We start from the raw sequence: 21,107 nt of genomic DNA on the forward strand, positions 1-21,107 counted from the left end.
CAGAAAGCTCATACCCGGGACAATACGCGCCGCCCCGGCACGCACCGCCCGAGCGAGCACCACCCCGACACGCGCAGGTCAGCCCACTTGGGGGACGCCCCCAGACCCCCGGCAAGAACCGCAGCCGAAGATCCTCACTCCGCTGCGGTCTCCGCCTGCGCCATCCCTGGGGGACGCCCCCCCAGACCCCCCGGCAAGAACCGCTGACCGAAGATCCTCGCTTCGCTGCGGTCTTCGCCTGCACCACACCTGGGGGGACGACCCCCAGACCCCCCGGCAAGAACCGCTGACCGAAGATCCTCGCTTCGCTGCGGTCTTCGGTCAGCGGGCCCAGCGGGCCTTCTCCCCGCTGGTCGCGCGGGCCGTCCGGGCGCGGGACGCCGTGGACTCCACGATCGCCCGCGCCTCGCCCAGGTCCCGGTCGGCGGCGGCCACCCGCACCGCGCCGGGCGGGGCGTCGATATGGACCGTGGCCAGGCCGAGCGCGCGTTGCAGCGGGCCCGAGGTCAGCCGGACGCTCTGCGCGCGGGCGTGCGCGATCACGTCGGTGCGGCGGCACAGCCAGCCGTGCCGCGCCACGAAGACCCGGTCGTCGGTGCCCGCGCCGTCGGCCCGGTCCAGCGCCACGCCCTTGGCGGAGGCGGGCAGCAGCGGCACCGCGTCCACGTTCGCGCCGGGGAAGACCTCGGCGATCAGCCGCATGCACACCTCGCGGGGCGCGACCGGCAGCAGCACCGACGACAGGGCCTCGCGTTCGCCCGCGTACCCGGCGACGGTCACGTCCACGCGGGCCCAGCCGAGCCCCCGCCACAGCGCCGGCTCGACGATCCGCACGGCCTGCACGCGGCCCGGCGGAACGGTCTGCATCCGCGTCTCCAGCAGCCCCGCCCGCAGCCGCACCCCGTCCGGCGACAGCGCCACGGTGAACCCGCCGTACATCACCACCGGCGCGATCACCGCCCGGATCAGGCCGAGCAGGATCGGCACCGCGACCGCGAGCATCGCGCCCTCGGCGAACAGCAGCAGGAAGACCAGCGAGAACAGCAGCCCGACGAACGATCCCAGCACCGGCAGCTTCAGCACCAGCGACCCGAACAGCGCGCCGCCGGAGACCCGCCAGAACGGCCGCTCCGGGGCCTCGGGCGTGTGCCCGGGGAGCCCGGCGGCCAGCGCCAGCAGCTCGGCGCGCAGCTGGTGGGCGGCGTTCCTGCCCAGCCACCGCAGCGCGATCTCGCTCTGCCCGCCGCCCGCCAGCTCCACGCGCACCTCGGCCAGCCCGAACAGCCGCGTGACCAGCGGACGCACCACGTCGATCGCCTGCACGCGCGACAGCGGGATGCGGCGGGTCCGCTTGCGGAGCAGCGCGTTGTCGACCACCAGGTCGTCGTCGTCCACCCGGAACCGCACCGCCAGCCAGCTCCACAGCACGGCGGCGAGCACGACCATCCCGACCAGCGCCGTCACGACCAGGAACCGGGCCACCACCTGCGGGGTGAGCAGCAGGGTCACGCCGTCTTCGGTGCGGGTCAGCAGCAGCGAGAAGCCGCCCAGCACGAAGTAGACGGCCATCGCGAACATCACGCGCAGCGGGATGGTCGCCCAGTGCAGCCGGTGCCTGCCCTCCGAGAACCGGACCGGGGGCGGCGGCTGGTGGCCGTAGGGGACGGGAGGGCCGTACGGCGGGCGCGGCGGCCCGTAGGGGCCGGGGTACGGCGGCCGGGGACCGCCGTACGGGGAGGGCGGCTGCCCGTAGGGGTTGGGCGGGCCGTAGGGGCCGCTCATAGACCCATGCTCCGTTCCTCGCCCTTCTGGGCGAGCCGGTCGCGCAGCCGCGACGCCTGCTCGGCGGGGAGCCCGGGGATCCGCGCGTCCGTGGCGGCGGCGGCCGTGTGCATGCGGACGGTCGCGATGCCCATCCAGCGTTCCAGCAGGCCCGCCGTGACGTCCACGAACTGCATCCGCCCGTAGGGCACGACGATCAGCCGCTTGACGAACACGCCCGAGGTGACGATGAGGTCGTCGCCGCGTTCGGCGTACCCGTAGGACCGGTAGGCGAGCTCGGCCACGATCCACGCCAGCAGGGTGGACACGGCCACCACGGCGATCCAGATCCCCGGCACCACCCAGCCGTCGCCCCGCATCAGGAACGCGCCGAGCGCCGCCACCGGGACCGCCCACAGCAGCGCCGAGATCCGCTGCTGCCAGGTGTACCGCTTGGAGATGTGCGACCACGCCAGCCCGCCGCCGGGCGCGAACGCCTGGTCGGCCGGGTACTGAACGGGCCCCGCGCCCGGCGGAACGGGCAGCGCCGGACCCGGCGGAGGGGGACCCGGCTGGACGGGCCCCGGCCCGGACGGAGGCAGACCGGGCCCGGGTCGCGGCACCGGCGGGCCGTGCGGCACCGAATGCTGGGGGTGGGGCGGTTCGCCATGGGATGCGTTCATTAGTCCCTAGTCAACCGGAAACCGCGCGTGCTTCGCCATGCCACCATGAGAAGGTGAGCACTCAGCGGACGGTCGGCATCGGGGCGGGCGCGAAGGAACTGGCCACCGAGGACATGGTCCTCAACATCGGCCCCCAGCACCCCTCCACCCACGGAGTCCTACGGCTGCGCCTGACCCTGGACGGCGAGCGGATCACCGCCGCCGAGCCGATCGTCGGGTACATGCACCGGGGCGCGGAGAAGCTGTTCGAGGTGCGCGACTTCCGGCAGATCATCGTGCTGGCCAACCGGCACGACTGGCTGTCGGCGTTCTCCAGCGAGCTCGGCGTGGTCCTGGCCGTCGAGCGGATGCTCGGCATGGAGGTCCCGGCCCGCGCGACCTGGACGCGCACCCTGCTGGCCGAGCTGAACCGCGTCCTCAACCACCTGATGTTCCTCGGCTCCTACCCCCTCGAGGTGGGGGCGATCACGCCGATCTTTTACGCGTTCCGGGAGCGCGAGACCCTCCAGCGCGTCATGGAGGAGGTCGCCGGCGGGCGCATGCACTACATGTTCAACCGCGTCGGCGGCCTCAAGGAGGAGCTCCCGGCGGGCTGGACCGACCGCGTCCGCCAGGCGGTCAAGGACGTCCGGTCCCGGATGTCGGAGATCTCCGACCTGATCATGGGCAACGAGATCTTCCGCGCCCGCACCCGGGGCGTCGGCGTGCTGACCCGCGAGCAGGTCCTCCAGTACGGCGTCTCCGGCCCGCTCGCCCGCGCCGCCGGGGTGGACTTCGACCTGCGCCGCGACGAGCCGTACCTGGCCTACGGCGAGCTGGACGTCCGGGTGGTCACCCGCGCCGAGGGCGACTGCCTGGCCCGGTTCGAGTGCCTGCTGGACCAGGTGCACGCCTCGCTGGACCTGGCCGACGCGTGCCTGGACCGCATGGCCGACCTCCCGCCGGGCCCGATCAACCAGCGCCTGCCGAAGGTCCTGAAGGTCCCCGAGGGCCACACCTACGCCTGGACGGAGAACCCGCTCGGCGTCAACGGCTACTACCTGGTCTCGCGCGGCGAGAAGACCCCGTGGCGCCTGAAGCTGCGCTCGGCGTCCTACAACAACGTCCAGGTCCTCACCGAGCTGCTGCCCGGCACCCTGGTCGCCGACATGATCGCGATCCTGGGTTCGATGTTCTTCGTGGTCGGGGACATCGACAAGTAGCCCGGGCGGGGCTCAGGTCCGGGGGGAGGCCCCCAGGTCCCGGGCCCGCTCGTCGGGGTCCTTGGGGACGCGGCAGGAGTACTCCAGGAAGATCGCCGCCGCGATCAGCACCACCGCCGCCAGGAACGTCGCGCCGCTGACGAAGAAGTCCGCGCGCGGCGTCTGCTTGTCCAGGGCGTTGGACAGGCTCAGCGCGAACCCGCCGAACACCCCGGCCAGCACCGCAGCGGCGTGCGCGCTGGCCTTGGCGAACGCCGCCATCCGCGCCACGACCAGCGGCTCCACCGGCTTGGTGCCGGGCTTGCGGCGGATGCGGCGCAGGATGTTGACGCCGGTGAACGCCTCGCCGAGCGCCAGCAGCAGCAGCGTCGGGACGGCCGTCCACGGCAGCGGCGGCAGGGACACGTAGGCCGTGCGCAGCACCGCCCAGGTGATCGTTCCGACGACGACCACCAGGGCGAGCAGGAACAGGGGACGGCTGGGCTTCACGCGGGCTCTTGCAGGGTCAGGTCGTCACGGCGGCGCACGACGTCCGGGCCGTCCTCGGCCAGCCTGGCCTCGGCGAGGTCGCCGACCCGGCCGTGGCCGGGCAGCAGCACGTCGGGCTCGATGTCGGCCCACGGCACCAGGACGAACGCGCGCTGGTGGGCGCGGGGGTGCGGCAGGGTCAGGTCGGGGTCGTCGGAGGTGACGTTCCCGAACACCACGATGTCGATGTCCAGGGTGCGGGGCCCCCAGCGGACCTCGCGGACGCGGCGCATCGAGTTCTCGATGTTGAGGACGCGTTCCAGCAGGTTCTCCGGGGGGAGACGGGTGTCGGCGACCAGCACGATGTTGAGGTAGTCGCCCTGCTCGGGGAGGTCCTCGCCGGGGGGCGCGTAGGGCGCGGTCTCGTAGACCGGCGACAGCGCCACGAAGTTCAGCCCCGGCGCGTCGAACAGCGCGTCCACGGCCTCCTGGAGGTTCTCCAGGCGGTCGCCGAGGTTGCTGCCGAGGGAGAACACGACCCGGTGGGCGACCAGCATGTGGCCACCGGTCGCGGTGCGGTCGGACATACGGTCGTGCGCTGTCATGAACGACTCCTCACGATCTTCACGGCCACGTCCGTGAAGGGGTGCGGCACCGGGGCGGCGGGCTTGTGGACGGTGACGGCCGCCTCCTGGACGGTCGGGTCTTCCAGACAGATCTTCGCGAGCCGCTCGGCCAGCGTTTCGATGAGGTTGACCGGTTCGCCCTCGACGGCGGCGACCAGCTTGCCCGCGAGTGATCCGTAGTCGACGGTACGCGACAGATCATCCCCGGCGGCGGCCGGGCGGACGTCCAGCCCCAGCGTGACGTCCACCACGAACTCCTGCCCGAGCTCGCGCTCGGCGGGCAGGCATCCGTGCCGGCCTCGGGCGCGCAGCCCGCGCAGTTCGATCCGATCGAGCGTCATTCTTCCTCTGTGGTGTTGAGAATCGGTGAACCGTGGTGGAGCAGCAGACGCCATCCATCTCCGTCCCGGACGAACAGGTTGGTCGCGACGATGCTGCCGCCGGCCAGGAAGCCGGTCTCGGTGTCCTCGTCGGCGGTCAGCACGTTCTCCTTGCACGTGACCACCGCGTGGTCCTCGTAAACGTCCGTTTCGACGTCCGTCAGGACGAACTGGATGTACGTCGTGTTCGCCATGATCAGCGCCCAGGAGCGCAGCACCTCCTCCCGGCCGCGCAGCATCGGCCAGCCCGGGTGCACGCACGACACGCCGGGCGCGAACGCCCCGGCGGCCCACACGGCGGACATCCGGTCGAGGTCGGCGGCCTCGAACGCGGCGTAGAACTCGGCGTTGGCCTTCTCGACGGCGGTCCGGTCGGCGTCACCCATGGGCGCCCCGCCGCGGGACGGCCGCGCGGACCGCGGCGGCGACACGGACGGCGTCGGCGTTGGGCCGGACGCGGTGCACGCGCACGCACCACGCGCCCGCCGCCGCCACCAGGGAGGTGATCGCGACGGTGGCGTCGTCGGCGCCGGTGAACGACCGCGGCGTCCCGTCCGGCGCGGCCAGCAGCCTGCCCAGGAAGCGTTTGCGGGAGGCCCCGACCAGGACCGGGTAGCCGGTGTCCAGCAGGGCGTCCAGCCGGGCGAGGAGCTGCCAGTTGTGCCCGGCCTCGGGACTCTTGGCGAACCCCAGGCCCGGATCCAGGACGATCATCGTGGGGTCGACGCCCTCGGCCAGCACGGCGTCCACGCGCCGCAGGAGCTCGTCGCGGACCTCGGTCACGACGTCGTCGTAGATCGCGCGGGTCTGCATGTCGTGGCTGTGGCCGCGCCAGTGCATGACGACGTAGGGCACGCGGGCGGCGGCGACGACCCGCGCCATGCCGGGGTCGGCGAGGCCGCCGCTGACGTCGTTGACCAGCCGGGCCCCGGCGGCGACGGCGGCCTCGGCGACCTCGGCCCGCATGGTGTCCACGCTGACCGCGACGCCCTCGGCCGCCAGGGTCTCGATCACCGGGACGACGCGACGCAGCTCCTCGTCGAGCGGGACGCGCTGGGCGCCGGGGCGGGTGGACTCCCCGCCCACGTCGACGATGTCGGCGCCCTCGGCGACGAGGTCGAGGCCGTGCCGGACGGCCTTGTCGGGGTCGAACCAGGACCCGCCGTCGGAGAACGAGTCGGGGGTGACGTTGACCACGCCCATGACGAGGCAGCGCCCCGGATCGGGCAGCCCCGCGACGATGGCACTGGTCATGCCCCAACCCTAAGGCTTGATCCGACCGCCGCGCGCCCTCGCCCCCGGCTTCCCCGCCGCCCCCGCGGACCGGCGCGCCGTCAGTCGGTCGGGGGGTCGATGGCGCTGTTCTGGCCCGCCACGATCTTCCAGCCGTCCTCCCGCCGGGCGATCACGTAGAGCGCCCGCCCGTGCGGGGCCCGCACGGGCTCGCCGGAGGCGTCCACGGGTGTCTGCGCCACGTTCACCGCGATCACCTCGGGGGCGACCGCCAGCATCCGGACGATCTCGTAGCGGGCGCGGGAGTCCTTCAGGAAGCCCTTCATCGCCGGGCGGCTGAACTCGGTGATCTCCTCCCGCCCGCCCAGCGTGCGGCCCATCGCGTTGGTCCACGAGGAGTCATGGGCGTACTGCTCGCCCAGCGCGTCGGGGTCCTTGGCGTTGAACGCCTTCTCCAGCGCCCTCACCACGCCGGTGACCGCCTCGCGGGTCTCCACCGGGATGTCCCCCACCACCTGAACGTCGTTCGCCATGGCCCTGCCCTTCTCCTACCGGAACGGCGGTGTCCCGCCGACGACCTCCATCCAAGATCCTCAACCTTGCTTGAGGTCAAGTCCGGACGGGCCCGCGACGCCGAAGGGGCGGGAACGGCGTCATGCCGTTCCCGCCCCTTCGAGCGTCGGAGAGGGGGTTCATCTCCCCATGATCAGACCCATCGCCTCCGCGCGCGTCTCCGCGTGGTCCCGGAAGTCGCCGCGCACCGCCGAGGTGACCGTCTTGGCGCCGGGCTTGCGCACCCCCCGCATCGTCATGCACAGGTGCTCGGCCTCGATCACCACGATCACGCCGCGCGGCTCCAGGATCCGCATGACGGCGTCGGCGACCTGGCTGGTCAGCCGCTCCTGGACCTGCGGGCGGCGGGCGTAGACGTCCACCAGCCGCGCCAGCTTCGACAGGCCGGTGATCTGCCCCTTGCTGTTCGGCGTGTAGCCGACGTGCGCCAGGCCGTGGAACGGGACCAGATGGTGCTCGCAGGTCGAGTAGACCTCGATGTCCTTGACGAGCACCATCTCGTCGTGGTCGGCCTCGAACACCTTGTTCAGCACGTCCTCGGGCTCCTGGCGGAGCCCGGCGAACTGCTCGGCGTAGGCGCGCGCGACCCGGGCGGGGGTGTCGAGCAGCCCGTCGCGGTCGGGGTCCTCCCCGATCGCGAGCAGGATCTCGCGCACCGCCCGCTCGATCCGGGCGTGGTCGAAGCCCGGCGGGTCGTCGCGCTCCGGCGCGTCGCCCGCGAACGGGTCGTACGGGAGAGCCAAAGCGATCAGCTCTCGCCCGGGGCGTCGGAGGCGGGCTCGGCCTGGCCGGCGCCCTGGCCGTTGCCCTTGGTGACCTCGTCGCCGATCTGCAGCTCGTTCACGTCCTGCGGACCCATCAGCGCCAGCTCCTTGGGGGTCAGCACCGGGGGACGGTCGGACGGGAGACGCTTGCCGTAGCCGGTGTAGGACTTCTGGAGCGGCCGCTTCTGGATCGGCGCGAAGATCTCCAGAACCTGCTCCTTGGAGAGGGTCTCCTTCTCCATCAGGTTGACGACCAGGTTGTCCAGGACGTCCCGGTACTCGACCAGGATCTCCCAGGCGGTGTCGTGCGCGGCCTCGATGTAGCGGCGGACCTCGTCGTCGATCGCCGAGGCGATGTCCTCGGAGTAGTCGCGCTCGTGGCCCACGTCGCGGCCCAGGAACACCTCGCCGGCGCCGGTCCCGAACTTGCGGGCGCCGAGGCGCTCGCTCATGCCGTACTCGGTGACCATGTTCCGCGCGATGGCGGTGGCCTTCTCGATGTCGTTGGCCGCGCCGGTGGTCGGCTCGTGGAACACCAGCTCCTCGGCGGTCCGGCCGCCCAGCAGCATCGCCAGCTGGTCGGTCATCTCGCTGCGGGTGGTGAGGAACTTGTCCTCCATCGGCAGGGTCATGGTGTAACCCAGGGCCCGGCCGCGCGGCAGGATCGTCACCTTGTGCACGGGGTCGGCGTTCGGCAGCGCGTGCGCCACCAGCGCGTGACCGCCCTCGTGGTAGGCGATGATCTTCTTTTCCTTCTCCGACATCACGCGGGTCTTGCGCTCGGGCCCGGCCATGACGCGGTCGATGGCCTCCTCCAGGGTGGCCATGTCGATCAGCTTGCGGTCGAACCGCGCGGTGAGCAGCGCCGCCTCGTTGATCACGTTGGCGAGGTCCGCGCCGGTGAAGCCCGGCGTGCGGCGCGCGATGACGTCGAGGTCGACGTCGGGCGCGAACGGCTTGCCGCGGCCGTGGACCCGCAGGATGCCCTTGCGGCCCTCCAGGTCGGGACGGTCGACGGTGACCTGGCGGTCGAAGCGGCCCGGACGCAGCAGCGCCGGGTCGAGGATGTCGGGACGGTTGGTCGCGGCGATCAGGATGACGCCGCCCTTGACGTCGAACCCGTCCATCTCGACGAGCAGCTGGTTCAGGGTCTGCTCACGCTCGTCGTGGCCGCCGCCGAGGCCCGCGCCGCGGTGCCGGCCGACGGCGTCGATCTCGTCGATGAAGATGATCGAGGGGGCGTTGGCCTTGGCCTGCTCGAACAGGTCGCGGACGCGGGAGGCGCCCACACCCACGAACATCTCCACGAAGTCCGAACCGGAGATCGAGTAGAACGGCACCCCGGCCTCGCCCGCGACGGCGCGCGCCAGCAGGGTCTTGCCGGTGCCGGGTGGGCCGAACAGCAGCACACCCTTGGGGATCTTGGCTCCGATCTGCTGGAACTTCGCCGGGTTCTGGAGGAAGTCCTTGATCTCCTCCAGTTCCTCCAGGGCCTCGTCGGCCCCGGCCACGTCGGCGAACGTGGTCTTCGGCGTGTCCTTGGTGATCAGTTTGGCCTTCGACTTGCCGAAGTTCATCACCCGCGAGCCGCCGCCCTGCATCTGGTTCATGATGAACAGGAAGATCAGCACGATGACCACGATGGGCAGCAGGCTGAAGAGCAGGCTCATCAGCGGACTCTGCTTGGGAACCTCGACGTTGTAGCCGCCCGGCAGCTTGCCGGCGGCGGCCTGCTGCTGAAGTTGTTCCTGCAGCCTGATGCCCTGGCCCTCGACCCAGGAGGCCTGCAGTTGCTTGCCGTCGTTGAGGGTGACCTCGATCCGCTGATCCTTGTCAATGATCTTGGCGGACTTCACCTGGCCGGCGGCAATAGCCTGGACCACCTTGGAGGTGTCGGACTTCTCGTAGGAACGGCCGGGGTTGATCCCCCACATCACCAGGGCGATCAACAGGCCGAACAGCAGGATCCACAGCAGCGGCCCGCGAAAATAGCGCTTCACGTCCATTTATCCGGTAACCCCTCCGGGGCCCGTCCCTCCTGACCTTGCGATACTCGCCCGTCCGGTGGGACGGACGCCACTGTGAGCCGGCTTGGTGTGCGGCCGTTCCGGTTCCGGGGCGGCGCACCGCGGGCGCGGCCCCGGCCCGTGGCCCGGAACATCGACGGTACACCGCAGGGCACAGGGGACGCAGCCAGCGCGTTCCCCTGATCCGTTCGATATACGCGTCAACGACCCTTGCAACGATCCGTCACGGTGTCTTGTTCCCTGCGCGGGTGTCCCCCACCCTTCGCGGGTCACACCTACTCGCGTCCTGTCAAGTGCGTCAGGCGCCCCGCGGCGCCGTCAGCCTCCGTACACGTGCGGGGCGAGGGTACCCACGAACGGGAGGTTGCGGTACTTCTCGGCATAGTCGAGCCCGTACCCGACGACGAACTCGTTGGGGATGTCGAAACCCAGGTAGCGGCAGTCGATCTCGGTCTTGACCGCCTCGGGCTTGCGCAGCAGCGCGCAGATCTCCAGCGACGCCGGACCGCGCGACCGCAAGTTGCTGATCAGCCAGGACAGCGTCAGGCCGGAGTCGATGATGTCCTCGACGATCAGCACGTGCTTGTCGAGGATGTCGGTGTCCAGGTCCTTCAGGATGCGCACCACGCCCGAGGACTTGGTGCCCGACCCGTAGGAGGAGACCGCCATCCAGTCCATGGAGGCCGGCGTGTGCAGCGCGCGGGCCAGGTCCGCCATCACCATGACGGCGCCCTTCAGCACCCCCACCAGCAGCAGATCCTTGCCCCGGTAGTCGGCGTCGATCTGCGCGGCCAACTCCCTGATCTTGGCCTGTAGCTGGTCCTCGGGGATCAGCACCTTGGCCAGGTCGTTGCCCAGGTCCTTCTCGTCCACAACCCCACCCTTTGTGACGGCACGCTTACGACCCGGCGTCGGCCGGGCCGAACAGCAGCTTCTCATGCCGTCGGAACGCGCGGACGCCCCCCGGCAGATCGACGCGTCGCTGCCCGCGCCAGGCCGTGACCAGGCGATCCACTTCCTCTACGTGGACGGCCGCGAGCGTACCCGGTGGACTGCCCGCCCTGATCGCGGCGGTGCGCAGCACGCGGGTCCGCACGGCGCGCGGCAGCTCGGCCAGGTCCGCGACGCGCAACGCGACCGGGGCCGTCGCGGCGTCCGCCGCGGGGTCGCCCGGGGCCGCCGCGATTTCGCAGTCGGCGTAGGCGCGGGCCGCGTACGCGTCCAGCGCCTCGGCGTCGTCGCGGAGCAGCCGGGCGGTGCGGGCGAGCGCTTCGGCGACGCCGGGGCCGAGGGCGTTCTCCAGCGCGGGCAGCACCTCGTGGCGGACCCGCACGCGCGTGTAGGCGGGGTCGTCGTTGTGGGGGTCGTCCCAGGGGTCCAGGCCCATCGCCAGGCAGGCGCGGCGGGTGGTGGCGCGGTCGAGGTCCAGCAGGGGGCGCGCGTAGCGGACGGCGACGGGCTCGGAGACCTCGACGGCGCCGGGGGCGTCGAGCCGTTCGCGCAGGGAGGAGGGCAGTCGGCGGGCGAACTCCGGCGGCATCCCGGCCAGCGAGCGCGTGCCCGACCCGCGCGCCAGGCCGAGCAGGACGGTCTCGGCCTGGTCGTCGCGGGTGTGGCCGAGCAGCACGACGGAGGCGTTCAGGCGGACGGCGGCCTCGTCGAGCGCGGCGTACCGGGCCTCGCGGGCGGCGTTCTCGGGGCCGCCGCGCTCCCCGACGGTCACCGCGACCGACCCGGCGGGGTCGAGGCCGAGACCGGCCATCACCCGCACGACGGCCTCGGCGCGTCCGGCCGAGCCCTCCTGGAGGCCGTGGTCGACGGTGACGCCGCCCGCGTGGTGGCCCGAGCGGGCGGCCTCGAACGCCAGCGCCCCGGCCAGGGCCAGGGAGTCCGCGCCGCCGCTGCACGCGGCCAGCACCATCGCGCCCGGCGGCTGGCCGGCGAGCACCCGCCGGACCGCCAGCCGCACCGCCGCCACCGCCGGATCAGGCCCCATGCCCCTCTTCTACCCCATCGGGGGCGGGGGCGGCGATCACGCCCCCTCGGCCTCGTCCGTCCGGGGCGCGTCCAGTTCGGGGGCCGGGTCGAGCACGCGGGGGCCGAGCACGCGGTCCATCCACAGCGCCGGCTCCTTGATCTCGGCGTGCGTGGGCAGCGTGGCGGGCGACTCCCAGATCCGGTTGAACTGCTCCATCCCGACCTCGCCGACCACGCGCCGCACGAACCGCGAGCCCTCGGCGTACTGCTTCATCTTCAGGTCGAGGCCGAGGACCCGGCGGATCGTCTTGTCCAGCCGGGTGCCGCCGTCGCGGCGCCCCTGGAACTTGGACCGGATCTGCTGCACCGACGGCACCACGCCCGGCCCGACCGCGTCCATGACGAAGTCGCCGTGCCCCTCGGCCAGCGTCATCACGGCGGTGAGGCGGTCGAGGATGGCGCGCTGCTCGGGGGTCTGGATGGCGTCGATCAGGTTGCCCTCGCCGCCGCGCACCGCGTCCACCAGGACGTCGGTGGCCTCCCGGATCCGGTCCAGCAGCGCCCCCGGGTCCAGGTCGGAGGCCAGCAGGAACTCGGTCATCTGCTCCTGCACGTACTCGCGCAGCCACGGGACGCCGGTGAACTGGGCGCGGTGCGTCTCCTCGTGCAGGCACACCCACAGCCGGAAGTCGTGCGGATCGACCTCCAGCTCCTGCTCGACGTGCACGATGTTGGGCGCGACGAGGGTGAGCCGGCCGGTCGGGGCGCGGCCGGACGGGTCCGGCGGCAGGAACAGCTCGTACTGGCCGAGCACGCGGCTGGCCATGTAGGCGAGGATCGCGCCGACCTGCATGCCGGTCACGCGGGACCCGACGGCCTGCACCATCACGCCGCCGGGGCCGCCGCCGAGCAGGCCGGGGCCGCGCTTGGCCTCCAGGCGTTCCATCAGCGGTTCGAGCACGACGCGGAAGCCGTCGACGTTGGCGCGGATCCAGCCGGGCCGGTCCACGATCGTGGCGGGCTCGGGGTTCGGGTCGATGTCCATGCCGGTGAAGTCCCGGACATGCCCGTGGGCGATCGTCGACAGCTCGCGCAGCTCCGCCACCACCTCGCGGGCCTCGGACTGGCTGACCTGGGGTCCGGGCCGGACCAGCCGGATTCCGGTCTGGACCGCGACGTTCCAGTCGATCATTGAGGCGCTCATGTACTCCACCGTTGCTCTCGGCCGCTGCGTGCCGCCGGTCTCCGCCGGTGGCAGCCCTGCACGATCGTTCAACGAACAACCGTTCTGGTTATCTCCCGTACGTCCCCCGCCACACGCCGGAGGAACGCCCCGGCATGGGTGATTTGTGACGTGACCGGGGGGTGCGGCGGGGAGAGACGGGAACGGTTCAGCAGCCGCAGGTCGCCATCGCGGTGGCCAGCCGGTCCAGCACCGCCGGGTCGGCGTGCCCCTTCCCGTCGCCCATCATGAACGCGAACGCCAGCAGCCTCCCCTCGGCGTCGCGGGCGATCCCGGCGAGGGTGCTGACGCCGTTGAGCGTCCCGGTCTTGGCGTGCACCATGCCCGCGGCCGCCTGGCTGTCGGAGGTGAGGTAGCGGGTGGCGAGCGTCCCGGAGAACCCGGCGACCGGCATCCCGGTCACGGCCGCGCGCAGGCCGGGACGCTCCGGCGCGGCCGCCAGCGCCGCGATCCGGGCCAGCGCCAGCGGGGTGATGCGGTTACGGGTGGACAGGCCGCTGCCGTCACTGACCGAGACCCCCTCGCCGACGCCGAGCCCGTCCAGGGTCGCCCGTACGGCGGCGGCCGCCCCGGTGAACGACGCGGGCGCCCCCTTCCCGATCGCGACCTGGCGGGCGACGGCCTCGGCGATGTCGTTGTCGCTGGCGCTCATCAGCCGTTCCACCAGGGCCGACAGCGGGGGCGACTGGACCTGGGCGAGCCGCGCGGCGTCCTCCCGGTGCGGGGCGCGGCGGCCCGGCCTCGCCCGGACGCCCTCCCGGGTGAGCAGCCTGGCGAACGTCGCGACGGCCGCCGCCGGGGGGTCGGCGACCCGCGTCTTGACCGTCGGGTCGTCCGGGGCGGTCCTCCCCTCGTCCACGGTCAGCGCGCTGACCGGGGCGACCTCGCCGTCGGGCAGGTAGTTGGGCTTCCAGCCCGGCGCGGTGCGCGGACCCGCGTAGGCGGAGTCGTCGTAGTCGACGCGGACCCGGGTCGTCCCCGCGGCCTTCAGCGCGGCGGCGGTCCGGCGGGCCAGCTCGGTCAGCGAGGCGGCGCCGGGCAGCCCCCGATGCTCCCCTTCCGGACGCGGCGGCAGCGCGGTCAGGGTAGGATCCCCGCCGCCGACCAGTACCACGCCGTTCCCGGCGCCCCGCACGACCCGCGTGGTGATGCGGTGCCCGGGCCCCAGCGCCGCCAGCGCGGCCACCGACGTGGCCAGCTTGGTGGTCGAGGCCGGGGTGGCGGGCCGGTCGGCGCGCTGCTGGAACAGCGGCCTGCGCGTCACCGCGTCGATCACCACCGCGTTGATCTTCGCGGCCGGGTCGCCGGCCAGCGCCGACAACCGTCCCGCCAGGGCGGACGCGTCGGGTACCCGCGCCGCCGCGGGGTCGGCCGCGGCCACCGCCGCGACCGGCCGCAGCGGCTCGCGTTCGGCCACGGTGGGGGGCTGCGGCACCAGCCGCCGCTCCGGTGTGAGTTTCGCCACTGCCGTCCCGGCACCGGCGGCGAAAACGCTGAGGAGGGACAGCACGGTCATGGCGAGTACACGGGCCCGTCGCGGCGCGTGACCGCCCCTCACCTGCTCAGCACTCACCAACGTGCGACATCCTTATATGAGAACCATGACTCTGCGCGGGTCGGCCTCGCCCGCAGCAGACTCACGAAAGACTATTCACTGCCAGCGCGCAGGGAGCGGAGGACATCTTGGAATTCGACGTCACCATCGAGATTCCGCGCGGTAGCCGGAACAAGTACGAGGTGGACCACGAGAGCGGCCGCATCCGGCTCGACCGCATGCTGTTCACCTCGACCCAGTATCCGGCCGACTACGGCTTCGTCGAGGACACCCTGGGCGAGGACGGCGACCCCCTGGACGCGCTGGTCATCCTCCAGGAGCCGACGTTCCCCGGCTGCCTGATCCGCTGCCGCGCCGTCGGCATGTTCCGGATGACCGACGAGGCCGGTGGCGACGACAAGCTCCTGTGCGTCCCCTCCACCGACCCGCGCATGGAGCACCTGCGCGACATCCACCACGTTCCGGAGTTCGACCGCCTGGAGATCCAGCACTTCTTCGAGGTCTACAAGGACCTGGAGCCCGGCAAGTCCGTCGAGGGCGCCAACTGGGTCGGCCGCGTCGAGGCCGAGCAGGAGGTCGAGCGCTCCCGCAAGCGCTTCATCGAGGCGGGCGGTCACTGAGGCGTCCCCCGCCCGTGCGGTGGTGTCCGTCCTCACTCCGGTCTCCGGGGGGCCTCCGCTCCGGACCGACACCACCGCGCACCTCCGACGCGCGCTGACATTCCGATGTGGGGGCGGCTGGGCACAGCCGCCCCCACGATCGTCGAGGCCCACGGACCCGTGACCCCGCGGGACGGTCACCCCGCGGGGCGGGTCGCTCCGATCAGGCCGTCGCGGTGGATGCTGGCGATCCGCACCCTCGCGCCCGTGTACGGCGCCTCCACCATCCGGCCCTTGCCGATGTAGATGCCCACGTGGTGGATCGTGTCCGGGTCCGAGGTGTCGTTCGCGAAGAACACCAGGTCGCCGGGGGCCAGGCGGTCGAGCGGCACGTGGGGGCCCGACGTCCACTGGGTCCCCGTCCAGTGGTCCAGGCGGACGCCCACCTTGCTCCAGGCGTACAACGCCAGCCCCGAGCAGTCGAAGCCGTGGATGCCCGAACCGTGCGCGATGCCGTAGCTCGGGCCCGCCGGGGTGCCGCCGCCCCAGGAGTAGGGCGTGCCCAGCCACTTCAGGGCCCAGCGCACCACCTGCGCGCCGCGTCCGGCGCCCTTGACCTGGGCGGTCCCCCCGTAGAGCTGTTGCGCCCGGGCCGCCTCGGCACGTTCCAACGCCGCCCGGCGCTCCCGTTCCAGGCGCGCGGCGCGGGCCCGGGCGCTGCCCAGGCTCCGTTCCAGGCGCTCCTTCTCCGCCTCGATGCGCCGCACCTGCGTCCGCTGCCTGGCGACGGCCTCCTGCACCGCCCGTTTGGCGGCGGCCGCGCGGAGCGTCGCGGCGCGCTGCTCCTCGAACGCCGCCTGCGCCTGGCGGCGGAACAGCTCGGCGACGTCGCGGGCCGCCTCCACCCGCTGGACGATCCCGGCGCGGCGGTGCGCCAGGACCTCCAGCAGCCCCGCGCGGTCCATGAAGCCCTGCGGGCCGCCCTCCCCGGCCACGATCGACGACCAGGGGTTGTAGCCGGTCCCGGCCTGGTAGGCGTCGGCGGCGAACCGGGCCAGCTCGCGCTGCGCCTCGTCCAGGTGCCCGCGGGCGTCGGCGGCGCGGCGTCGCGTCTCGGCATGGGTACGGCGCGCCTGATCGAGTTTGACCAGCTCGCCGTTGTAGCGTTCCACGGCGGTGGCGGAGGCGACACCGAGGCGTTCCAGCTCACCGTCGGCGCGCGCGAGCCTGGCCTTGATCCGGCCGACCTCGGCGGCCCGCCGCTCCACCTGGCGCTTGCTCTCCCGCACGTCGCGGGCGCTGGGCGGGGGTTCGGCCGCCGCCGGGCGTTCGGCGAGCGGGGAGGCCAGCATGGTCAGGCCGACGACCGTTCCGGAGGACAGGGCGGCGAGACGCCGCGCGGTGCCCGGTGATGGAAACACAGACCTCCCCCTGCCGCACATGACGCACGCGATCGACTACCGAGAGTAGTTCAACGGGGCGGCGATCGGAACTTCCGTCACGGCTGCCACGCAGGTCAACCCGTGTCACATCCGTCCGTCGACCCCAGCAACCGCGTGATCCAGGGACGTACGGGGACACCGGGGGGCGGCACGACACGCGGATAACTGAAGATCGGCACCGGCGCGCCGTAGGCGGAGCGCAGCTCGGCGGCCTTGCACCAGTCGGCGGTCGTGCGGGTCGCCGCCCACGCCGCCGCCAGCGGGGGACGCGTCTCGGGCCGCCGCTCCCACAGCCGCAGCAGCGCGACCGTCGCGTGCGCGGCCGAGTAGCCGTCCTCGGGGTAGGCCCCGCCCGCCAGGAACGCGGCCGTGGTCTGCCCGCCGTGCGGGGAGCCGAGCGCCCACGTCCAGTTGGCGACGACGAGCGCGCGGACGGGCGCGGGCAGCAGGTCGGCGGCGGCGTACATGCGTTCCTGGCGGGCTCCGGTCAGGCGGCTGGTGGTCAGCAGCCACCGCACGTCCTCGGGGACGTCCGCGTCCGGGCCGAGCGCCATCCAGGACAGCACCGTCAGCCCGCGCGCGGTCTGCAGCCGGCACAGGTCGGCGACCTCGCGGCGGGCGCGGACGGCCGGTTCGATCCACAGCGGCCAGCTCACCCGCTGGATCTCGGCGACCAGCCGGACCAGCGTGGCGGCGACCGGTTGCGGGCTCACCCGGGCGTCCGGCCGGAGCACGAACGCGGGGTCGCTCATGGTCAGCCGTCCGAGCCCCGGGGTTCCGGGGAGGAGCCGGAGGCGGCCGGCGGATCGCTGGGGGGCGGCGGATCGCTCGGCGGGGGCGGATCGCTCGGCGGCGGGGGCGCGGCCGTCGGGCCGGGGGTGGTCGGGTCCGGTTTCGTGGGCGGGGTGCCGGGAGGCGACGAGGGCGGCGGGCTCGACGGGCTGGTGGGGGACGTCGGCGGGCCGGTCGGGGAGCTCGTCGGCGGATTCGTGGGAGGGGTCGTCGGGGGGCTGGTCGGCGGGTCGGTCGGGGGCGGGCCGGGACGCCAGGTGACATGGACCTGGAGGCCGCCGGGCTGGAACGTGACGCCGCCCTCGCCCCCGGAACGCGCGTCGCGGAACACCTGGACGTACACGGTCACGGACTGCCCGGCCTCCAGGCTTCCGGAGTTCCGGCCGAGCCGGACCGGCCCCCGGGTCACGGCCCGCCAGTGCACCGGGCCGCCCTCGGCGCGCAGCTCGACGGCGCCGTGGGAGCCGCCCGCCAGGTCCAGGTGGAGCGGCGAGACGGCCAGCGCCCCGGATCCGCCGGGCGGCAGCGGCGCGGACGGCCCGGTGCCGGGGGCCGACTGGTAGTCGCGGCGGGGCGGCGGGGACGGCAACGCGCCGGGCGGCACGGCCGGAACGCGTGCCCCCAGCGGGAAGGTCGCCGAGACCGGGGCCGACTCCACCCGCCCGTCGACGTCCCCGCCCCCGCTCGGCGGCGCGGGGACCGGCGGCCGCCCGGAGGGTCCGAGCGCCGCGCGGCCCGCGTCGTGGGGGACGGGCTGCAGGAACGTGGACGCCGTCGCGCCCCCGGCCACCAGCGCGGCGACGACCGCGGCCACGGCGGCGACGCGGCGGGGTCTGCGGACGGCCCCGAACCGGGGCCGCCGTCGCCGGGGCGTCCGCGCCTGGACCGGGAAGCCGTCGGCGTGGAACTCGGTGACCCGGGTGGCGGCGAACAGCCGGTAGCCGACCAGCTCGGGATCGTGGAAGCAGGCCATCACCTCGTCCCGCAGCGCCTCGGACGGTTCCGGGCGGGGCAGCAGGCCGAACACCTTGGAGGAGGCGACCCGCGCGGGCCGCGCCACCGCGCACGCCCCGCACTCCCGGGCGTGCCGCAGGAGCAGGCCGTTCAGGGCGGGGCCGGGATCGTCGCGCCAGTCGCGCAGCAGCATGCCGCGTTCGGCGCACCCGTAGGGGCCCCGGGCGGCGAGCAGCTCGGCGGTCAGCGCGGCCTCCAGGTCGACGTGCGCCCGCGCCAGGGCGATCTCCGACTCCTTGTCCGGGACGCCCATGACGGCGGCCACCTCGTCCAGCGGGAGCCCGTGGTGGAACCGCAGTTCGAGGAGCTCGCGGCTGAACGGGGGCATGTTCGACGTCGCGTGCCAGGCGGTGATGCGTTCGTCCACGTCCTCCTGGTCGTGGCTGGCGACCGGCACGTCCGGCGGCCGGTCCTCGGCCGGGGGGCGGCGCGCGCACTCCAGCCGCGCGAGGGCGAGCAGCCACGCGCGCAGGCGTCCGGGGTCGCGCAGCCGGTCGACGTGCGCCTCCGCCACGACGAACGTGTCGCGCAGCGCCGCCTGGGCGGCGTCCCGGTCGTGCAGCCGGAACCAGCAGTAGGCGTAGAGCCGTTCGGCGTGGGCGTCGTACGCCGCGGACGTCGCGCCGGGCTCCCGCTCACGCATCGCCTCGACCAGGAGGTGGTCATTCATGACCAGAAAAGTAAAGGTTCACCGCGCTTCATACCGGTGATTTCCCAAGAACGGTCGCCCCTTTACCCGACCACCCTAGAATGAGGCGATTAATCGATTAGAGAATAATGTCCGCTTTGCGAGGCGCCTTCGTGGGGGCGCTCCGAGCAGCATCATCTGTCACCACGCATCCGGTCACGCACTCTTCGTAAACAGGCTCGAAATGGTGACTCACCTGGCGGGGCAAGGCCCCGTCATCGGCGGGAAAAGCCGTTCCGCGGCCGCCGCGACGGTCGCGACCTGAGCGCTGGTGAAGATCACCGGCTCCCCGGCGATGACGGCCGTGACCTCCCGCACCGCGTACAGCGCCACCCCGGCGTGCTCCAGCCCGCCCCGGGGCACCCGGGCGCCGTGCACCGCCACCAGCGGCATGACCGCGACCTGGTGGTCCAGCTCCTTCGACAGCCCCTCCGAGACCGTCCGCGCCGCCCGCGCGGCGACGGCGACGTTCCCGGCGGGCCGCCGCCCGACCCACAGCCGCCGCCCCTCGACCCGCACCCGCACGCCCCACCGCCAGCGGCGGCTGACGATGGCGTACACGCCGGTCAGGCCCACCACCAGATGATCGAGGTTGGCGGTGGCGCCGGGCAGCGCCCGGTCGTGCAGCACGTGGTGGCCCACCGGATCGAGCCGCCGCAACCGCCGCCCGGTACGGCGTTCGGCCAACGCGCCCCGCCGCCACTCCGCGAGCGGCTCGTGCCGCGACCGCTCGTACAGCGTGTGCCCGACGAACACCACGATGGCCACAACCGGCCCCGCCCGCCACGGCAGCACCCCGGCGGCGACCACCCCCGCCGACACGGCGACCAGGCCGCGGACGACCACGCGTTCCCGGCGGTACTCGGCGGCCAGCACCCGGTACCGAGCCCAGGCGGAGGCCCCGGCGTCGCCCGCGCCCCTCACCCTGTCCCGCACCGAACGCCCCTTCCGCTCGGGACCGAAGGCACAAGCGTGCGGCAGCCGCCACCGTCCTTCAAGGACTTTGACCTCGTCGTTCCCACATCGCGAAAAAGCGCGTCGTTGACAGTGTCACGATGACAGTGTCATCATCGGGGCATGGACGCCGCCTGGACCATCGCCGAACTCGCCGAACGCGCCGCCGCGGCCCTCGCCGCGGGCGCTCCCGTGCGGGTCAACGGCCGGGTTCGCGACCTGCCCAACGCCCGCCTGATCCGCTGGTACACCACCATCGGCCTCCTCGACCCGCCGCTGGGCCGCCGGGGCCGCACGGCCCTGTACGGCCGCCGCCACCTGCTCCAGCTGGTGGCGGTCAAGCGCCGCCAGTCCCAGGGCCGTTCCATAGCGGAGATCCAGCGGGAGCTGACCGGCGCGACCGACGTGATGCTGCGCGAGATCGCCGCCCTGCCCGAGGGGGACCTCCGGGACCTTCCCGCGGAGGACCGCGGAGACCGCGGGGGTCTCGGGGGCCTCCCCGCGGAGGCGCCGGCGGACAGCCGTCCGCGCTTCTGGGCGGCCCGTCCCGACATCTCGTTCTCCCCCGACCACGAGATCCCCGAGGAGGACCTCCACTCCCCCGTTCCACTCCCCGCCGAGCTGCGCGAGCCCGCTCCACGACTCACCCCGCAGCCGACCGCGCGACCCACCGCGCAACCGGCCCGGCGGTCGGCCGCACAGCCCGCCGCGCAACCGGCCGCGTTGGTACAGGGAATCCGCCTCGCCCCCGGCGTCGTCGTCATGCTCGACGCCCCGATCCCGGACGGACCCGGTCCCATCCCGCCGACTCCGGAGGATCTGACCGCCCTCCAGTCCGCCGCCCGCCCCCTCCTGGCCGAGCTCCACCGCCGCGGCCTCCTCCCCGCCGGGCACACCTCACCCGACGCGCCGCGCCCCCAGGAGACACCGCACTCCCAAGAAGCACCGCGCCCCCACGACTCCCCACATTCGCAAGAGACGCCACACCCGCAAGAGATCCCGCATTCCCACGCGGCCGGGCAGCCGCCCACCACGGCCGCCCCCTCCGCCGCGGATCCCTCCGCCGCGGACCCCACCGATCCCTCCTCCACCACGTCAGCCGATCCAGCCGGGAGGTCCCAGTGAC

General features: G+C 73.3%; 21 protein-coding genes. 3 read left to right on the forward strand and 18 right to left on the reverse strand.

From position 1 onward, the window contains the following. Window positions 1–321: 321 nt before the first annotated feature. Both AKI01S_RS30215 and AKI01S_RS30220 read right to left on the reverse strand, forming a co-directional pair. Window positions 322–1,782: a PH domain-containing protein gene (locus AKI01S_RS30215; protein ID WP_067825383.1), complete on the reverse strand. Its 1,461-nt coding sequence runs from the start codon at window positions 1,780–1,782 to the stop codon at window positions 322–324. After that, on the reverse strand, window positions 1,779–2,444 hold the full coding sequence (locus AKI01S_RS30220; protein WP_084000389.1) for a PH domain-containing protein: 666 nt from the start codon (window positions 2,442–2,444) through the stop codon (window positions 1,779–1,781). The genes AKI01S_RS30215 and AKI01S_RS30220 overlap by 4 nt, the downstream gene beginning before the upstream one ends. A 53-nt stretch (window positions 2,445–2,497) precedes the next feature. On the opposite strand from AKI01S_RS30220, the gene AKI01S_RS30225 reads away from it, so the two are divergent. Further along, window positions 2,498–3,646: an NADH-quinone oxidoreductase subunit D gene (locus AKI01S_RS30225; protein WP_067825385.1), complete on the forward strand. Its 1,149-nt coding sequence runs from the start codon at window positions 2,498–2,500 to the stop codon at window positions 3,644–3,646. Window positions 3,647–3,658: 12 nt separating this feature from the next. Here the strand turns inward: AKI01S_RS30225 and AKI01S_RS30230 are convergent, their stop codons facing one another. The 12 genes from AKI01S_RS30230 to dacB form a co-directional block, all read right to left on the reverse strand. Continuing rightward, window positions 3,659–4,135 (reverse strand): DUF3180 domain-containing protein, encoded by a 477-nt coding sequence (locus AKI01S_RS30230; RefSeq protein ID WP_067825387.1) that lies wholly within the window; start codon window positions 4,133–4,135, stop codon window positions 3,659–3,661. Next, window positions 4,132–4,719, reverse strand: a complete 588-nt coding sequence (folK, locus tag AKI01S_RS30235) for a 2-amino-4-hydroxy-6-hydroxymethyldihydropteridine diphosphokinase (protein ID WP_084000390.1) — start codon at window positions 4,717–4,719, stop codon at window positions 4,132–4,134. Before folK ends, AKI01S_RS30230 begins: the two co-directional genes overlap by 4 nt. Continuing rightward, window positions 4,716–5,081 (reverse strand): dihydroneopterin aldolase, encoded by a 366-nt coding sequence (gene folB / locus AKI01S_RS30240; protein ID WP_067825389.1) that lies wholly within the window; start codon window positions 5,079–5,081, stop codon window positions 4,716–4,718. The genes folK and folB overlap by 4 nt, the downstream gene beginning before the upstream one ends. Continuing rightward, window positions 5,078–5,506 carry a nuclear transport factor 2 family protein gene (locus AKI01S_RS30245; RefSeq protein ID WP_067825453.1) on the reverse strand — a complete coding sequence of 143 codons (429 nt, stop codon included), beginning with the start codon at window positions 5,504–5,506 and terminating at the stop codon, window positions 5,078–5,080. The genes folB and AKI01S_RS30245 overlap by 4 nt, the downstream gene beginning before the upstream one ends. After that, window positions 5,499–6,374: a dihydropteroate synthase gene (gene folP / locus AKI01S_RS30250; protein WP_067825391.1), complete on the reverse strand. Its 876-nt coding sequence runs from the start codon at window positions 6,372–6,374 to the stop codon at window positions 5,499–5,501. Before folP ends, AKI01S_RS30245 begins: the two co-directional genes overlap by 8 nt. Before the next feature lie 80 nt (window positions 6,375–6,454). Further along, window positions 6,455–6,886, reverse strand: coding sequence for an SgcJ/EcaC family oxidoreductase (locus AKI01S_RS30255; RefSeq protein WP_067825394.1), 432 nt, complete (start codon window positions 6,884–6,886; stop codon window positions 6,455–6,457). Window positions 6,887–7,045: 159 nt separating this feature from the next. Beyond that, complete coding sequence (folE, locus tag AKI01S_RS30260) at window positions 7,046–7,669, reverse strand: GTP cyclohydrolase I FolE (protein WP_067825396.1); 624 nt, start codon at window positions 7,667–7,669, stop codon at window positions 7,046–7,048. Between the two features lie 5 nt (window positions 7,670–7,674). Continuing rightward, a complete protein-coding gene (gene ftsH / locus AKI01S_RS30265) occupies window positions 7,675–9,696 on the reverse strand; it encodes an ATP-dependent zinc metalloprotease FtsH (RefSeq protein ID WP_067825398.1) in 2,022 nt (673 codons plus the stop codon). 339 nt (window positions 9,697–10,035) lie between these two features. After that, window positions 10,036–10,590, reverse strand: coding sequence for a hypoxanthine phosphoribosyltransferase (hpt, locus tag AKI01S_RS30270; protein WP_067825400.1), 555 nt, complete (start codon window positions 10,588–10,590; stop codon window positions 10,036–10,038). A 25-nt stretch (window positions 10,591–10,615) separates the two neighbouring features. Then, on the reverse strand, window positions 10,616–11,713 hold the full coding sequence (gene tilS / locus AKI01S_RS30275) for a tRNA lysidine(34) synthetase TilS (RefSeq protein WP_067825402.1): 1,098 nt from the start codon (window positions 11,711–11,713) through the stop codon (window positions 10,616–10,618). Window positions 11,714–11,749: 36 nt separating this feature from the next. Continuing rightward, on the reverse strand, window positions 11,750–12,886 hold the full coding sequence (locus tag AKI01S_RS30280) for a zinc-dependent metalloprotease (RefSeq protein WP_067825405.1): 1,137 nt from the start codon (window positions 12,884–12,886) through the stop codon (window positions 11,750–11,752). A gap of 199 nt (window positions 12,887–13,085) precedes the next feature. Then, complete coding sequence (gene dacB / locus AKI01S_RS30285; RefSeq protein ID WP_245681838.1) at window positions 13,086–14,402, reverse strand: D-alanyl-D-alanine carboxypeptidase/D-alanyl-D-alanine endopeptidase; 1,317 nt, start codon at window positions 14,400–14,402, stop codon at window positions 13,086–13,088. A 218-nt stretch (window positions 14,403–14,620) separates the two neighbouring features. Here dacB and AKI01S_RS30290 point away from each other — a divergent pair, with 218 nt between their 5' ends. Beyond that, window positions 14,621–15,112: an inorganic diphosphatase gene (locus AKI01S_RS30290; RefSeq protein ID WP_067825409.1), complete on the forward strand. Its 492-nt coding sequence runs from the start codon at window positions 14,621–14,623 to the stop codon at window positions 15,110–15,112. Between the two features lie 176 nt (window positions 15,113–15,288). On the opposite strand, the gene AKI01S_RS30295 is transcribed toward AKI01S_RS30290, so the two are convergent. From AKI01S_RS30295 to AKI01S_RS30310, 4 genes are all read right to left on the reverse strand, one after another. After that, on the reverse strand, window positions 15,289–16,512 hold the full coding sequence (locus AKI01S_RS30295) for a C40 family peptidase (RefSeq protein ID WP_245681839.1): 1,224 nt from the start codon (window positions 16,510–16,512) through the stop codon (window positions 15,289–15,291). A 95-nt stretch (window positions 16,513–16,607) separates the two neighbouring features. Then, on the reverse strand, window positions 16,608–17,285 hold the full coding sequence (locus AKI01S_RS30300; protein WP_067825413.1) for a hypothetical protein: 678 nt from the start codon (window positions 17,283–17,285) through the stop codon (window positions 16,608–16,610). 2 nt (window positions 17,286–17,287) lie between these two features. Continuing rightward, entirely contained in the window at window positions 17,288–19,009 is a 1,722-nt protein-coding gene (locus AKI01S_RS30305) for an RNA polymerase sigma factor (RefSeq protein WP_067825415.1), read from the reverse strand. Window positions 19,010–19,219: 210 nt separating this feature from the next. Next, the gene (locus AKI01S_RS30310) at window positions 19,220–19,963 is read right to left on the reverse strand and encodes an NERD domain-containing protein (RefSeq protein ID WP_067825417.1); all 744 of its coding nucleotides are present in this window, start codon (window positions 19,961–19,963) and stop codon (window positions 19,220–19,222) included. 141 nt (window positions 19,964–20,104) lie between these two features. Between AKI01S_RS30310 and AKI01S_RS30315 the strand changes: the two genes are divergently transcribed. Then, a complete protein-coding gene (locus tag AKI01S_RS30315; protein ID WP_067825419.1) occupies window positions 20,105–21,106 on the forward strand; it encodes a MerR family transcriptional regulator in 1,002 nt (333 codons plus the stop codon). The last annotated feature ends 1 nt before the right edge of the window (window position 21,107 follow it).

The organism is Actinomadura kijaniata NBRC 14229 (genome assembly GCF_001552175.1).
GTDB lineage: Bacteria > Actinomycetota > Actinomycetes > Streptosporangiales > Streptosporangiaceae > Spirillospora > Spirillospora kijaniata.